The sequence below is a fragment of the Kineococcus radiotolerans SRS30216 = ATCC BAA-149 genome (assembly GCF_000017305.1).
GTDB lineage: Bacteria > Actinomycetota > Actinomycetes > Actinomycetales > Kineococcaceae > Kineococcus > Kineococcus radiotolerans.
In genome coordinates, this window is the sequence record NC_009664.2 from 4,438,714 (window position 1) to 4,454,041 (window position 15,328).

General features: G+C 69.5%; 10 protein-coding genes. 8 read left to right on the forward strand and 2 right to left on the reverse strand.

What is annotated here, in order from left to right:
• Positions 1-120: 120 nt before the first annotated feature.
• From KRAD_RS21240 to KRAD_RS21290, 7 genes are all read left to right on the forward strand, one after another.
• Positions 121-2,223 (forward strand): ATP-binding protein, encoded by a 2,103-nt coding sequence (locus tag KRAD_RS21240; protein ID WP_012087744.1) that lies wholly within the window; start codon positions 121-123, stop codon positions 2,221-2,223.
• Positions 2,224-2,514: 291 nt separating this feature from the next.
• Positions 2,515-4,032 (forward strand): metallophosphoesterase family protein, encoded by a 1,518-nt coding sequence (locus tag KRAD_RS21245; protein WP_157873688.1) that lies wholly within the window; start codon positions 2,515-2,517, stop codon positions 4,030-4,032.
• The gene (locus KRAD_RS21250) at positions 4,032-6,521 is read left to right on the forward strand and encodes an AAA family ATPase (protein WP_012087746.1); all 2,490 of its coding nucleotides are present in this window, start codon (positions 4,032-4,034) and stop codon (positions 6,519-6,521) included. The genes KRAD_RS21245 and KRAD_RS21250 overlap by 1 nt, the downstream gene beginning before the upstream one ends.
• A gap of 120 nt (positions 6,522-6,641) precedes the next feature.
• Positions 6,642-7,514, forward strand: coding sequence for a replication protein RepA (locus tag KRAD_RS24700; protein ID WP_012087747.1), 873 nt, complete (start codon positions 6,642-6,644; stop codon positions 7,512-7,514).
• Positions 7,515-7,720: 206 nt separating this feature from the next.
• Complete coding sequence (locus KRAD_RS25295; protein WP_012087748.1) at positions 7,721-8,878, forward strand: Lsr2 family DNA-binding protein; 1,158 nt, start codon at positions 7,721-7,723, stop codon at positions 8,876-8,878.
• A 333-nt stretch (positions 8,879-9,211) separates the two neighbouring features.
• On the forward strand, positions 9,212-9,595 hold the full coding sequence (locus tag KRAD_RS21285; RefSeq protein WP_157873689.1) for a hypothetical protein: 384 nt from the start codon (positions 9,212-9,214) through the stop codon (positions 9,593-9,595).
• Positions 9,596-10,084: 489 nt separating this feature from the next.
• Entirely contained in the window at positions 10,085-10,918 is an 834-nt protein-coding gene (locus KRAD_RS21290; RefSeq protein WP_157873690.1) for a bestrophin family protein, read from the forward strand.
• Between the two features lie 203 nt (positions 10,919-11,121).
• On the opposite strand, the gene KRAD_RS21295 is transcribed toward KRAD_RS21290, so the two are convergent.
• Both KRAD_RS21295 and KRAD_RS21300 read right to left on the reverse strand, forming a co-directional pair.
• Complete coding sequence (locus KRAD_RS21295; protein WP_012087751.1) at positions 11,122-12,519, reverse strand: endo-1,4-beta-xylanase; 1,398 nt, start codon at positions 12,517-12,519, stop codon at positions 11,122-11,124.
• A gap of 495 nt (positions 12,520-13,014) precedes the next feature.
• The gene (locus tag KRAD_RS21300; protein ID WP_012087753.1) at positions 13,015-13,638 is read right to left on the reverse strand and encodes a TetR/AcrR family transcriptional regulator; all 624 of its coding nucleotides are present in this window, start codon (positions 13,636-13,638) and stop codon (positions 13,015-13,017) included.
• A gap of 359 nt (positions 13,639-13,997) precedes the next feature.
• Here KRAD_RS21300 and KRAD_RS21305 point away from each other — a divergent pair, with 359 nt between their 5' ends.
• Entirely contained in the window at positions 13,998-15,326 is a 1,329-nt protein-coding gene (locus tag KRAD_RS21305) for an ABC transporter substrate-binding protein (RefSeq protein WP_012087754.1), read from the forward strand.
• Positions 15,327-15,328: the final 2 nt, after the last annotated feature.

Genomic DNA, 15,328 nt, shown 5'->3' on the forward strand with positions numbered 1-15,328 from the left:
TGCGCCCCGGTGGCCCAGGCCGCGGGACCTGCACCATCGACCTGAGCAGCACGAGCAGCCCGAACGACATGAGCAGTGCACGCAGCACGAGCAGGATGAGCAGCGCGAGGGAGTCTTTCCGTGGATCCGATCACCACCGCCGAGCAGGTTGCCGTCGTCGGTACGCCGTCGTCGAACTACGAGGTGACCCTCGACCTGCTCGACACCGCCATCCACGAGCCTCTGGTCGGGTCGATGCTGCTGCTCACCCAGCCGTCCGGCGGGGGTGAGGAGCTGGCCCTGGGCATGGTCACCGAGGTGACCACGATGAACCAGTGGCACTCCCAGCCCCTGCTGCGTGGGGTGGTGAAGGCCAAGGGTCACATCCCCGGCATGTCCGGTGACCTGGGTGACGTGCGCGCAGCCAGCATCAAGCTGCAGGCCTGCTACAAGCGCAGCGTTCTCGGCCAGCCCCAGTCGGGGGTGCAGGCCGGGCCATTGGTGCAGGCCGGGCCGTGGGTGCAGGCCGGGCCGTCGCTGCGGATGTCCCCGCCCACCGGTACTGCGGTGCGGCGGGTGACCAACGAGGTCCTCGATGAGCTGATGAGCGGTGAGGAAGACCTGCACTACCTCGGCCACCTGCACGGCACCGGTGATGTGCGGGTCCCCATGAGCATCCGCGACTTCTCCGGCGACCGCGGCGCCTTCCACGCAGGCGTCTTCGGGATGAGCGGAAGCGGCAAGACGGCCTTCTCCGCCTACTTCCTGGCCGGCCAGATGCGCAACGCCGACCAGGGTTTCATCGTGGTGGACCCGCAGGGGCAGTTCTCCTCCGAGACCGGCTTCCCCTTCTCCCTGCAGGCGTGGGCAGCGGAGATGGGCCGCGAGGTCGTCGTGCGCCGCGTGAGTGAGGACCTGCGGCTGGAGAAGGACGCCCCGCTGCTCGGGGAGTTGCTGAGCAAGACGAAACTGACCGGTGAGATCACCAAGATGGCCCCGGAGACGGCCGGTCTGTTCATCGACGAGCTGGTCAAGGCCCTGCGCAAGCGCAGCAGCTGGGACACCGAGGACTCCGACGACCTGCTGAGGGAACTCCTGGGCTCGCTGACCGACTCCGGTGTGCTGGGTCGCATCTACGTCGACGAAACCCGCCAGGCCCGCCTGCGTGATGCGGTCCTCGAGGTCCTTGACGACGCGGACCGCTTCGGTGATGTGTTCAGCCAGTTCCAGCCGCTGCACAACCTGTTCAGTCCCGCCAACCCCGGCGGGGGGAAGCGGCACTCGATGTGGGGCACGGTCGCGCACGTCTTCGACAAGACCCAGCGAGCCGGGGCGCCGGCGCCGGTGCTCATCCTGGACATGTCCACCTCCGGGCAGGTCTCCTGGGTCTCCTCCCTGCTCGCCGGCCCGGAGCAGGCTGCGGCCGTGGAGGCGCTGCGGGTGCTGGACCAGGACTCGATCAAGGCCGCGATCTTGCGCAAGGCGTGCCGCACCCTGAAGGAGGCCTCCGAGTCCGCCTTCCGGCTGGGCGACACCCTGAACACGATGGTGGTCTTCGACGAGGCGTGGCGCTACGCCCCGCCGCTGCACCTGGCCGGCGACGAGGAGATCAAGGCCCTCTCGGCCGACATCGCCGGCTACTTCCGCGACACCCGCAAGTTCGGTATCGGCTGGACGCTGATCAGCCAGTCCCCCCGCAGCGTGAACGCGGACTGCTTCGACCAGATGGCGGTGCGCATCATGGGCTACGGCCTCGGTGGTGCGGACCTGGCCAAGGTCGCCGAGCAGATGGACGACCCGGAGCACCTGAAGCTGTACCGGGCCTTCGCCCCGCCGGACTCCACCAAGCCCAAGGTGTACCCCTTCATGGTGACCGGCCCCGTCTCGCCGCTGTCCTTCACCCGGGCGCCGGTGTTCCTGGCCGCCTACACCGACTTCGAGACCTTCCGCAGCGACAACCATCCGTGGATCAGCCAGGCCCGCCGCAGTCAGGGTCTGCCGGTCCTGTCCGGCGTCCCCCAGCTGAGGGGCACCGGGCCGGTCGTGGCCGCCCGGGTCCCACGCCCCACTGCCACGGCCGGTCCTGTGAAGGGTGCTGCGGGGACGAAGGAGGCGATGGAGCGGGTCCGCGAGAACGCCGCCACCGGTGGGATCGCCCCTGGTGCCTTCGCCGGGCTGGCCGGCGACACCTGGTTCGGCGGGGGACTGGGCAGCATCGACGACGACGACCCGCCGCCGTTCTGACCGCGCCGTGGCGCTCGCGTGCCGCCGCTCGCTGGGACGGTCCGGGACGTCCGCGTCGCCCGGGCTCACTTCCGTGAGGCTCCGGAGGCCTCGCCTCGTGTCGGTCCGGCATGGGTCCCTGCACGGCGCGGCGCCGCCGGCACGTCAGTGAGCCCGGCGTGCCGCCTGCCCAGTGAGACATCATGTCCGACGGTGCCCCTACGGTCGGTGCCCTTACGGTGTCGGCCGAGCAAGTGATCACGGTTGAAGGAGCTAGCGCAGGTGAGTGAGCCCGTCTACGAGGTCGGCTTCGTGGCCGATGCCCACCTCGGCTACGCCGCCCGGTGCGGCTCCCACCCGGCCTCAGGACTGAACCACCGGGTTCGCGACGGCTACCTGAGCTACCGCGCGGTCGTGCGGGACATGATCGCCAAGGAGGTGGACCTGGTCATCGACGGCGGGGACACCTTCCACCAGTCCCACCCCAGCATCGGGGCCATCGTCTGGGCCCGCCGGCAGATGGAAGCCCTCGCCGCCGCGGGCATCCCCGTCATCGGCAACACCGGCAACCACGACGCCTCGGCAGACCGCAGCAAGTCCCCGGCCACCGCAGCCATCAACGACCCCGCCCGCGGCATCGACTACGTCACCGAGCCCTACAGGGTCTTCGAGCCCCTCGAAGGTCTGGCCGTCCACATGATCAGCCACTACGGGCTGGCGCAGAGCGAGCGCCTGCTGCCCGAGCCGATCGACGGGGTCGTCAACCTGCTCTCTGCGCACGGGGCGGCGATGCTGCCCGGGCACGAGGTGTTCCGCTCGGTGGACTCCCCCGGGGAGGTGCCGATCGGGCTGGACATCCTGGCCGATGACCGGTTCGCGTTCAAAGCGCTCGGCCACTACCACGGCATGGGGGAGATCCTGCCCAACGTCTGGTACGCCGGCTCGCTGGTGCGGCGCGGGTTCGCCGACCCCGCGGGAGGTCGCGGCTGGCTGCTGTGCAAGGTGTTCGCCGACGGTCAGGTGGTGGTGGAGCCGCAGTACATCGACCAGCGCCCGCAGTTCGACCTGCCGCGCATCGACGCCAAGGGCAAGACCGGGGCGCAGGTCGAGGAGGAGATCCGCGCCAACCTGGAGACCGTGGACGTCGCCAACGCGATCATCCGCCAGGTCGTGGTCAACTGCTCGACCAGCACACGCCGGGGCATCGACCAGCCGGCCCTGGCCAAGCTGACGGAGTCGGCGTTGATGTGGATGCCGGACTTCGTGCGCCCTCAAGCCTTCGATCAGACCCTTGATCGAGTCAGTGACCAATTGATCGATCCCGTCACCGGCCTGGTGGTCGACTCGGTCGGTGACGGCGTCACGGAAGCAGTCCCTGGAGCGGCTGCCGCAGTGGTCGCCGCGCGGACTGCCGACAGCGTCGCAGCGTCGCTGACGAGTGCCGGATCAGCCGATCTGCCCACGGTGTACGGATCCTGGGTGGAGGACTACGCGAGCGCTGTGGGTCTGGCGCAGGAGATGAAGCCAACCGTGATCACCGAGGGGATCCGGCACCTGAAGGCTGCGTCCCAGTTCGTCGAGACCGGTGACTTCGCCATCCCCGACGCCCGCGCCCGGCGCAGTGAACAGGAGCAGACCGCGGCTGAGCAGACACAACGTCTGCGGGCTGCAGCGCGGCGTTCCCCCTCTCAGGCCGTGGCCGGTGCAGACGTGCCGGGCACCAGCCCAGACACCAGCCCAGACACCAGCCCAGACACGAACCCAGGCGCAGGTGCGGATCCGGCACCTGGGGTCCCCACGGACGCCGGCGCCGGGGAGGGGCTCTTCTGATGATCACCATCGAATCGGTGGAGCTGGTCAACGTCCGCTCCATCGGCCGGGCCGTCGTCGAGCCGCTCGTCGACGGCGGAGTGACCGCCCTGAACGGCCCGCGCGGGGTGGGCAAGTCCACGGTCCTGATCGGCTTGCTGTACGCCCTGTTCGGCACGACGCCCGACGGGGTACCGGCTCAGGCGCTGCGCCGACAGGGCAGTGAAGGTGAGGTCAAGATCGTCGTCACGTTCGTGCACGACGGTCAGCGCATCGTCCTCGAACGCGGCCTGAAGGGCAGGAACGACACCCCGTACGCCAAGGTCACCCTGAACGGTATCGAGCAGACCGTCGGCAAGATCAAAGCCGCGAACGAGTGGGTGATCCGCCGTTTCGGGGACCTGGACGCCACGGGATTCCTGGCTGCTTTCGTCGTGCGCCAGAAGGAGCTGGACGCGCTGGTCAAGGCCCGCGCCGCGGACCGGCGTGCGCTGTTCGAGCGCCTTGCGGGCATCGACCGGATGAGCGATGCCGTCAAGACCGCCCGCGCGGAGGAGACCGCCGCCAAGACCACCCTGGAGCACCTGCCCGGCTCCGCCGAGGAAGCCGCCGCCGCCCGCACCGACCTTCAGCGTGCCCAGGAACACGCCGCTACGGCCTGGAAGGACTTCGAGGCCGCCAGCGCCGCCGTCGGTGCTGAGGACCAGGCCCTCGCACAGGCCACCGAGCACTTCGAGGACGTCACGGCCCGGGTCCGCGCCCACCAGGAAGCCGCCCAGACCGCCCAACAGGTCGAGCACCACCGGGTCCTGACCGCCGAACGCGCCCAGCACGCCGCCCGCGAGGTCGACCGGCTCACCGCCGCCTCCGCCGGCGGCACCGCCGAAGCCGTCCACGCCGCCCGCGCCGCGCTGACCCAGGCTCAGCAGGCCGTCGCCGAGAACCAGGCCGCCCGTGCGGCCGCCCGCACGGCCACCGCCGCTGCCACCGCCGACGCGCGCCGGGCTCAGCAGGCCCAGGCGGCAGCAGCACGAGCACGGACGGCGCTCACCGCGGCAAGCGCTGAGGCCGACAAGCAGGCCCGGCTGACTACCGCCGTCCCGGCGGACCTGCCCCAGCAGCTCCAGGCCGCCAACGCCCGGGCCGGCGAGCTGCAGGAACAGCGAGGGGTGTTGCGCGGGGAGTACCAGCGCCTCGAAGGATCCATCAAAGCCCTCAGCGCCACGGTGGACCCCACCTGCCCGACCTGCTCCACAGCCCTGGCCGACCCCCAGGAGCTGCTGCAGACCCTGCGCACAGCCCTGGACCGCGTCCGTGAGCAAGGGGTGACGGCCAAAGCCCAGCAGGAACAGGCCGCCGAGCGAGCACAGGCGCTGGCCGCGCAGATCGCCCAGGCCCAGCAGATCCAGCAGGCCGCCGAGTTCGCCCGACAGCAGCACCAGGCAGCGCTCGCGGCCGCGCAGGAGGCCGAAGCCGCCGCGGACTTGTTGCAGGCCGAGGCCGAGGCCAGCGCTCAGGATGCGCGGCAGGCGCAGACACGGGCGGAGGCGGCGGTGGCTGCCGAAGGCGGGGTACGAACCGCGTTCGAGGCCGCCTCGGCCAGGCTGCGCCAGGCCGAGTCAGCCGCCGAAGCCGCTGCGGCGCTGGCGCAGGCACTGGCCACGGCGGAGGAGGCGCAGACCGCAGCGGCCGCCGCGGTCACCGCCGCTGAGCAGGCCGCCGCGCTGGCTGCCGCCGCGGCCGTTCCCGACACTGAGCGGGTGCAGGCGCAGGCGATGCTGACGGCGGCCGGTCAGCGCGTGCAGGAGCTGCGCTCGGCGATGCAGGCCGCGCAGGCCGAGCACCGGCTGGCGGAGCAGCAGGTCAAGCACAGTGAGATGGCCCGGGACCAGGCTGAGCTGCGGCTGAAGAACCGGGCCGCCGCCGCCGCGGAGTACGAGCGGCGGACCGCGGTGCGCGAGGCGCTGGACACCTTCCGCAAGGACCGGATCGCGCGCCTGGCTCCGGAGGTCTCGGAGGTGGCCACCGACCTGATCGCGCGGATGACCAGCGGCCGCTACGTCTCGATCGAGCTGGACGAGGAGTTCACCGCGGCGGTCACCGACGACACCGGCCAGACGCGTCCGGTCACCTGGCTCTCCGGAGGCGAGGAGTCCGTCGTGGCCTTCGCGTTGCGGGTGGCGCTGGGTGAGCTGTGGGCCGGTCAGCGCGGAGGGCTGCTGTTCCTCGACGAGCCGTTCACCGCGCAGGACGTCGCCAGCCGGACGGCGATGATGGCCGCCATCCGGGACCTGCCGAACCGGCAGGTCATCATCATCAACCACGCCTCCGAGGCCACCGACATGGTGGACCTGGTCCTCAACGTCGTGCCCGACGACGAGACCGGCGCCCGGATCGAGGGAGCCTCCGCGTTCATCGAGATGCCCGAAGCGGTGTTGGCCGGCATCGACGAGGACGACCTCACGCCGGGTCCGATCGCCTCGGACGATCGTTCGGCGAGCATTCCGTGACGTCGCCCGCGTCGAAGTCGCGATAATCAATAGTCAGGCGAGTGCGACGCCTGTGACCGCGGTCTCGCCCTCACCTTGCAGCCCAATGTTTCGCTGCTGGACCCGGACGGGGTGTAGGAGTTGATCGGCTACCCCTACAGGACCCTGCCGCGGTCGCTGCTGGCGTGGCTGACGACGGAGGCGGTGCGGACGAAGAGCCGCACCATCCCGCTGGGGGAGTCCCTCAGCGACTTCTGCCGCCAGCTCGAGCTGCCCATCACCGGGCTGCAGATCCGCCGGCTGAAGGACCAGGCCCGGCGGCTGTTCAACGCCCGCCTCTCCGTGCACTACGTCGAACACCTCGAGACCGACCCATCCCCGCGAGGACAGCGTCGTCAGGTGCGTCAGGAGGCGGGGCAGAACCTGCTCATCGCCTCCCGCTACGAGCTGTGGACCACCACCCAGCGCAGCGCCAAGACGTCCGAGCTCGAGGCGGCCGCTGAGCCCACCGCGAAGCCGGCCGTGCGGCGTGGCACCAAAGCAGACGCCGCCCAAGCCGCCGCCCAGAGCGCTGCCCAGACTGGCGCCGCCCAGCGGGGTGCGAAGCCAACGGCAGTGACGGTGGAGACCAGCTTGCCCTCCAGCGTCACCCTCAGCGCGGAGCTGTACGAGGAAGTCACCCACCGCCCCGTCCCCGTCGACATCGGCGCGCTGCGGCTGCTGCGCGGCTCCCCGTTGCGCTTGGACGTGTACACGTGGCTGACGTACCGGATGAGCTACCTGCGCAAGCCCGTGGTCGTTACCTGGGAGCAGCTGCGGTTCCAGTTCGGCACCCAGGTCTCCACCCCACGTGGCTACCGGCACTTCCGGGCGGACTTCTCCGAGGCGTTGCGGTGGGTGCTGGCTATCTACCGGGAGGCGAAGGTGGACGAGGTCGGCAACGGGATCCGCCTGCGGCCCTCTCCACCGCACGTGGGACGTGGCAAGCGGCCCGCGCTGAACCAGCGCGGCTGACGCACGTGGCTGACGCACGTGGCTGACGCACGCGGCTGACGCACGCGGCTGAGACGTAGGGCGTAACGCACGGGACGGACGTTCGTGGCCGACGCGTGGGGTCGAGAGTCGGTATCTCTTGCGTCCGGTGATTCTTCTGCGTTCACTGACCACGACGAATCTCCTCCACGGTCGACCACCCGCCCTTTGAGAACCGGAGCACCGCCATGGCCAAAGCTGACCACGCCGTCTCACTGAACATGTCCGCCGCCATCACCGTCGGCTCCCGCACCGTGGAGGTGCCGGTACGGCGCAACGGCCGCCGTGTCGGGGTGCTGAGCATCAGCGGTCAGGGCGTGCAGTGGGACCCATCGACTACCCGGCCACCGGTCAACGTCAGCTGGGAGGACCTCCCCGCCGTTCTGAAGTCGGCGACGTCCTCATCCGCTACCCCGGCGAGCAGCCCGAGGCCGTCCACCAAGCGCAGCGCGGCCCCTGCCTCCCGCAACCGAGCGGCAGCCGCCTCGAGAAGCACCGCCAGTACACCGGCCGGACCCGCGCCAGCTGACAAGACCAGCGACCGCAAGACCAGCGACCGCGAGACCAGTGACCGCGAGGCCGGTGAGCGTGAGGCCGGTAGCAACGAGGCGGCACCTCAGCGCTCGCGCCCAGCGGGTAGGAGCGCAGCACGCCGCAAGACCGCCGGGGCGGCACGCCAGGCGAGCGGACGCACCGAGGCCACCACGAATGCGGTCACCTCCCTCTCCGACATGCCGACCACGGCAGGCTCGAGCGACGAGCCGCCGACCACGGCAGCCGCCACTGCTGAGGCGCTCTCCCTGGAGGCCTTCCTGGAAGGGGCCGCGCCGTCGGGGACACCCGCGACCACGGACACCACCGTCAACCCCGCCGACACCTCCACCGCCGGCAGCACCACCGTCGGCAGCACCACAGGTGACGTGGGCAGCGGGCAGGTGCCGGGGCAGCAGGCGCTACCTCTAGAGGGACGCGACCCCCTTGATCCCACCGGGGCCGGGGCTCAGATCAGTATCGAGGCCGACGACACACTCACCGCACTCACCTCTGCGCCCGAACCCGGTGCCGAGTCGGACGCCACAGCGGCAGCGGAGCCGGCGAGCCGCAGGGCCGCGGCTCGTAGGGGCGCGAAGAAGGCCCCGCCGCGTCAGGCGGGGGAGCCGGCCGCGCGGGAGGTGACCTCAGCCCCTGCCCGGGCGAAGACCTCCACCGTCCCCGGCGCGGGCACCGACACCACGCCGTTGGATGCGCGGGTGGTGCGGCAGTGGGCGGCGGCCAACGGCATCACTGTTCCCCCGCGCGGCCCGCTGAGTACCAAGGTCCGGGAGCAGTACCTGGCCGCTCACTGACCATGGCTCACTGACTGCGGCTCACTGACCGCGATCCGCGACCGGCGTGACGAGGGCGGGTGGCTGCGTGCACGAGATGCGCAGCCACCCGCCGCCGCAGACACCGCGGGCATCGCGGCGTGAGCCTGCGGTCACTCTCTGCGGGGTCAGGACGGTAGATCTGAGACGGGGGCCTGGGGACGTACCCGAATCGGCCTGGCCGTTCCGGCCATGCTGTCCCGGCCGTGCTGTCCCTATGGCTGTCAGGCCCACGCAGGGGGCGGGACCGCTCCTCGCGCCTACCCTGGGTGGGACCGCACCCGTCCTGCGTTGAGAAGAGTTCCTCCTGTGTCTATGCCGTCCCCGCGCCCCTCAGCGCTGCTGCGCGCGCCTCGAGCCGGCGCGCAGCTCGCCGCGTTGTTGTGGAAGCGGCGCCGGCTACGCCAGGACGTGGAGACCATCGTCGCCGGCTACGTCGCCGGTCTGCACCCGCGGGAGAACGTTGCTGAGGGGTTCAGTGCCCACCGGCGCTGGTCGGTCTTCCCCACCGGCCGTGGCAGCGTCATGGTCACCGTCAGCGTGGCGCACATCAGCGCCACCTCCACTGAGAGCGTGGCCCGCCTGGATTGGGAGTACGGGCTGCTGCAGGAGCTGCGGGTCCTGCTGGAGCAGCACGGTCACCGGGTGGTCGAGGTCTTCACCGACTGGCGGGTCACCGCCTTGGACGTGCACTCCTGAGAGTGGGGGGCAGCTGAGGTCGGGGATCAAACGTGGCGGCAGCGGACGCAGGTGGCCGCGGCGGCGCTCCCTACCTACGCCCGTGCGTTCGCGTACGGACGGAAAGCCGAGCCCACGAGAGTGGTTGCTCATCGTCAGCGGAGTGCTGCCTTCGTCGGTCACCAGCTCGAGCACCCTCCCGCGGTCAGGCTGGCCAGGTCTCATCGGCCGCAGCGACTTGAGCGGTCTCGGTGGCCTCGGTCGCCTCGGCCGTTCGGTGAGCCGGAGTGAGATGGGTCGCACGTCGCCTCGCTGCGGCCTGTTGCGGTTGCGTCCTCAGCGAGTAGGGGATCATGGTGAGGTGTCAACCGGTCAGGTCGTGGCGGCGCACCCTGCCTACCGTCCGTCATCCGTCTGCCCCCGTCGTCTATCCATCGTCTGTGCAGCACATCTGGGAGAACATTGATCACGTCGCCGCGGGCCAGGTTGCGAGGCGCCTGGGGTCCTCTGTTGTGGAGCAGCGCGGTGCTGGTGGTGTGGGACGTCCTGGTGACGGTGGCCTACTTCCAGCGTCCGGGGTGGTTCGAGACGGCGAACTTCCCTTTCACCCTCTTCGGCAGCGCCATCGCACTGTTCGTGGGGTTCGCGGTCAACGCCGCGTACAACCGGTGGTGGGAGGCGCGGACGTTGTGGGGGCAGGTGGTCAACTCCTCGCGCAGCCTGGCCCGCCAGGCGGTAGTGCTGATCGACGACCCCGTCACCTCCACGGAGGTGGTGCACGCCCAGATCGCCTACGTGCACGCGCTGCGGACGTCCCTGCGAGGTCAGCCGCTGCCGGAGGAGGCGCTGACGCGGCTGCGGCCCGAAGCGGTGAAGGCCGTGGAGGCGGCCACCAACAAACCCTCAGCGGTGCTGGTGGCGGCTGACCGTGCGGTGAGTCGGGCCCGGGCCGGCGGGGACGTCGAGGAGATCTCCCGGGCTCAGCTGGAGGAGAGCTTCGTCGCCCTCTCCAACGCCCAGGGCGGGTTGGAGCGCATCAGGAACACGCCTCTGCCGGTGCACTACCGGGTACTGCCGGGGTTGTTCGCCCGCGTGTTCTGCGTGGTCCTGCCGTTCGCGGTGGTCCAGGACCTGGGGTGGGCCACGCCGATCGGTTCGGGCCTGGTCGGGGTGATGTTCCTCCTGGCCATCAAGGTGGGCCAGGACCTCGCGGAACCGTTCCGCGACGGGGTGCACGACATCCCCATGACGTCGTTGTGCCGCACGATCGAGATCGACTTGACGCAGGTCCTGGGGGAGAGGTCCCCGGACCAGCTCGGCGCGGTCGACGACGTCTTGTGGTGACAGCACGTTTGCCGTTCGCCGCGAGTGGGCGCGTCGCGGAACATGGGTAAACGTACGTCGCGGGCCGATGTTTTCATGTTGAGGATCTTTGTGCGGTGGTTGATGCCCATCGCCGCCTACCGCCGACCGGCCCTGTCAGCCATGGGCTCGGACGACGGTGGGGGATGACGCCCGGTTCGGACGTCATGCCCCACCGGTGCCTCTCAGGCCGCGGGCTGAGCCTGCACCTCCGGTCGCGCGAGCAAGGCGGTGACTTCGTTGATGCCCCGGGTGAGGGAGTCGTGGGCAGTGGCGCTGACTCGGTCGGTCCGCTTGACGTTCTCGAGTCGTGAGAGGGCTCGCTGAAGGGCGGACACCGCCTCGGCGTCCCGATCGGCTGCCTCGTGGCGTTCGGCCTGACGCAGCACGTTGGTGAGCTGCTGCGCGAGCGGGCCGCGCGCCTCACCGGCGGCGATGTAGCGGTCCAGGTCGGCCTGCACACCCTGCAGGGCCACAGCGGGTCGTGCCTCGAAATCCTGCAACGCGTCGAGGACGGCGAAGTAGGCCGCCTTGGGCTGATACTGCTCATCGAAGATGAGTGGCTTCGCTCCGGGCAGCCAGGTGTAGAGGTGCTTGTCTGTGAAGCCCCAGAAGCTGATCTCGGTGATCCCGGAGTTCAGTGCCTCGGCGACCACGTCGTGGTAGATCTGCGCCTGCGCTGCGGAATCAAGGGTGTGCACATCCAGTTCGGCGATGGAGACCTCAAGGCCCAGCGCGTGGTAGGCGTTGGCCATCTCGGTGATCACGCCCGGCTGCGGCCCTTGCAGGGTTTGGTGCATCTGCAGGGCGACACCGTGGATCGGGACGCCGTCAGCGACGAGGCCGGAGACGAGCTCGTAGAGCTCCTGCCGCTTCTGCGGGAACGCTTCAACCAGGTTCTCGTTGAGGAACAGCTTTGCGTTCGGGTCTGCGGCGTGTGCGATCCGGAACGCCTCGGCGACGTATTCCGGGCCCAATGCCTGGTAGAAGTCGGTGTGCTGCAGCCCTTCTCCGCCGTAGGTCGTGAGCGCCTCGCTGACGACGTCCCACCGGTCCATTTTGCCGGCGTAGCGCTGCATCACCGTGGTGAAGTGCTCCACCATGGCAGCGCGGAACGCGACCGGGTCGCCGATCTTCGCGACCAGGTAATCCGGGTTGCAGCAGGCGGAGATAAGGCCGTGGCCCTTGACTTCCATGTCGTTCTCCTGGGCAAAGGCGACCAGCCGGTCCAGGCCCTCGAAGTCGTAGACGCCCTCCTGAGGTTGGACGAAGGTCCACTCCAGGTCGTTCTCAGGGGACAGACTGTTAAACTCCTCGGCCAGCACCTCCCGGAACTGAGGTTCGGCCAGATAGTTCGAGGGCCGCCCGTCGGACGTGGTCGTCATGCTCTTGATCGCGCCGGAGCCGATCAGCACTCCAGCGCTTTCAGCCACTTCGCGTAGCGAGTTGGGGTCATCGGAGCTGCGCGGGTGCGCAGGCTGCGCCCCACTGGGGGCGGCGGTAGCGTTCTGGGTGAGGCCTGCTGACAGCGTCAGCCCAAGACCGACGGCCGCGAGCATCGCGACACTGCGGTGCTTCTTCATCGTTCAGGTGTCCCTTCATTGGGAAGGCAGAGCGAGAGGCGCTGGTGGCCCGGGGGGGGCTGAGTCTGAGATCCCCGCTGCGGCGCACCCGCGGACGATGTACAGCGAATGTAGAGCACCTGAAACAATTCTGTCCAGAGGAGTGACGTCCTGCGCCCGCGGTCGGACCTGGTCGTCGTGCAGCTCAGTGACGGGGCGAGGTCACGGACTCCGGATGGGGTTCGTCACTGACCGCGGCGCCGCGGCATGCATCGCCGCGGCATGCATCGCCGCGGCATCACGACTACCTCATGACAGGAATCACGGCAGGCGGTATCAAGAACTCCTGCCGCCGCAGCAGCCGGCACGTCGCCAGGCTCCCTAGCGCGATCCGGATACGCCATGTCCCCGTGCTGGTCGTGATCGCGGCGACGGTAGTTGTCCAGCCACCCTCGTCATCGATGAGGCGTTGGTTGTTTATTGGCGCCACCCGGGGACGGCAGACCTTCTGGGGAATCAGTCCAACGTGGCTTCGGGCAGCTTCCACTCGAAGAACTCCCGCATGGTGGCGACCATGTCGATCGACGGATCGATCAGCCACTGCAACTGCGCTCCGTCCCACGTGCCGATGAGGAGGCGGCTCAAGGCGTGGGGGTCATGGGCGGGGTTGATGCGGTTGCGTTCCTGGTCATAGGCGAAGGCCGCCGCCAGCGACTCTCGCTTGCGCCGGTAGCGGTCGACGAACCACTCGTGGGCGGGGTGTCCCGGTTCGGAAGACTCCGCCGCCAGGATCGCGAACAGCCGCAACAGCGCGGGGCGGGTCAGACCTGACCGAACGCGTTCCAAGGTGGCTGCGGCGACACCGTGCTCGGCGCAGGCGGCGTCGAAGTCGAACACCTCGGTGCCGGTCTCGGTCTTGTCGGCTCGTTCCAGGACGGCTTCCAGTAGGGCGTACTTGGTGCCGAAGTGATGGACAATGCTGGTCAGGCTCACGTCGAGCTGGCGGGCGATGTCGCGCATCGAGCCACCGCGGTACCCGTGGGTGGAGAACGTCTTCGTGGCGGCGTCAAGGATGTCGTTGGCGCGTTGGGCCGACTTCGCGTAGGGACCTCGCGGTCCGGCCTGCCTCTCTACAGTCACCCGCCGAAGGTTAGCCCGTGACGGCCGCCGGCGTGCGCCCGCCGCTCCTCGGCTCGAGCCGGACCGCTCGAGGTGACCTGTGACCCGACGAGCGCGCCGTGCTTCGCTCGATGCGAGCTCGCGCGTGGCTCGCCCGTGGCCCGCGCGTGGCTCATGTCTGGCTCGCGTCTGGATCAGCGGGCGGCGTCGGGTAGCGCATGGGGTGGCGGCGGGTTGCCCACCCAGGGGGCGTGGTCACGGGGTGATAGGGGGCGTAGGAGTGCCATCTCCACGAAAATGTTCACTTGTTCTGGTTTGGGGGGTACAGTCCTCCCCGAAGGCTCGAGGACGAGCCTTGCCGTGCTCACAAGGAGGTCCGCATGCCGTTCACATCCCCCCTCTCCCGGCGCGCCACCCTGACCGGGGTGGTGACCGCCGCCGCGGCCTTGCCGATCCTCAGTGCCTGCACCAGCGGGGCGAGCTCCTCGGATGGGACGACACTCACGGTGATGGCCGGAGCCCAGGATCTCTCCAAGGAGCAGATCGCAGAGTTCGAGGCGCAGAACGCCGGCGTCAAGATCAACGTGATCAACACCGATCCCACCCGCCTGAGCACCATGCTCGGCTCCGGCAACCCCCCCGACATCGCCACCGGGCCTGCGGTCGGCAGTGCGAACTTCAACGCCCGCGGCCTGGCCACCGACCTCACTCCGTACCTCGACAAGAGCGCGGTACTGAAGGAAGCCGACCTGCAGCCGGTCAACGACAGCTTCCGCTGGGACGGCACCAGCAGCGGTCAAGGGCCCCTCTACGGCATCGTCAAGGACTGGAGCCAGGACGCCTCGCTCTGGTACAACACCGCCCTCTTCGACCAGGCCGGCATCCCCTACCTCAGTGAGACCGAGCCCATCACCTACGACCAGCTGCTGGAGATCGCCAAGAAGCTGACCCTCAAGGACGGTGCCACCACCACCGTCTACGGCCTGGGCATGGAGTGGGCCTGGGGCCTCTACGGACCCATCGCCACCATGATCCACCAGCAGGGTGGGGAGCTCTACAACGGCGACCTCACCGAGATCGACCTGACCTCCCCGGCCGCGGTCAAGGCCTTCACCTGGTTCGTCGACTTCGCCAACGCCGGGGTGGGGCCCACCTCGCTGAATCCGCTGGCCGACGCCTCGGACTACTCCACCTTCGCCGCCGGGCGCATGGCCATCACCCAGGACGGGTACTGGTTCGGCGGCAACTTCGCCGCCCCCGACTCCCTGCAGACCGCTCGCATGGCCCCGGCACCGGTCATGGGCGAGACCCGGGCCAACCCCACCTTCTCCGGACAGGGCTGGTGGATCCCGGAGAAGGCCAAGAACAAGGACCTGGCCTGGAAGCTCATGGAGTACTTCATGGCCGGCCCCCCGGCTCAGGCCCGCGCCGAGAGCGGGTGGGGGTTGCAGTCGCTGACGCCCCTGCTCACCGAGCTGCCGCAGGAGACGCCGCTGCAGCAGAACGCCTACGCGGTGGCACAGAACGAGCTGCAGTACGCTTTCGCGCTGCCGGACTCCCCCTACATCACCAACGAGTTCTTGATCTCCACCCTGGACAAGTACGTGGTGCGAGCGATCAAGCAGGAGCTCACGATCGAGGCGGCCTGCGCCGGCGCCACGGATGAGATCAACAAGGCCCTGGCGCAGGGCAAGGAACAGATCGGTTAAGT

What these genes read in the sequence shown, in the direction of transcription:
- KRAD_RS21250 (WP_012087746.1), top strand. Translation starts at nt 4,032, where the DNA reads ATGATCACCATCGAATCGGTGGAGCTGGTCAACGTCCGCTCCATCGGC.
- KRAD_RS25295 (WP_012087748.1), top strand. Translation starts at nt 7,721, where the DNA reads ATGGCCAAAGCTGACCACGCCGTCTCACTGAACATGTCCGCCGCCATC.
- KRAD_RS21285 (WP_157873689.1), top strand. Translation starts at nt 9,212, where the DNA reads ATGCCGTCCCCGCGCCCCTCAGCGCTGCTGCGCGCGCCTCGAGCCGGC.
- KRAD_RS21295 (WP_012087751.1), bottom strand. Translation starts at nt 12,519, where the DNA reads ATGAAGAAGCACCGCAGTGTCGCGATGCTCGCGGCCGTCGGTCTTGGG.
- KRAD_RS21305 (WP_012087754.1), top strand. Translation starts at nt 13,998, where the DNA reads ATGCCGTTCACATCCCCCCTCTCCCGGCGCGCCACCCTGACCGGGGTG.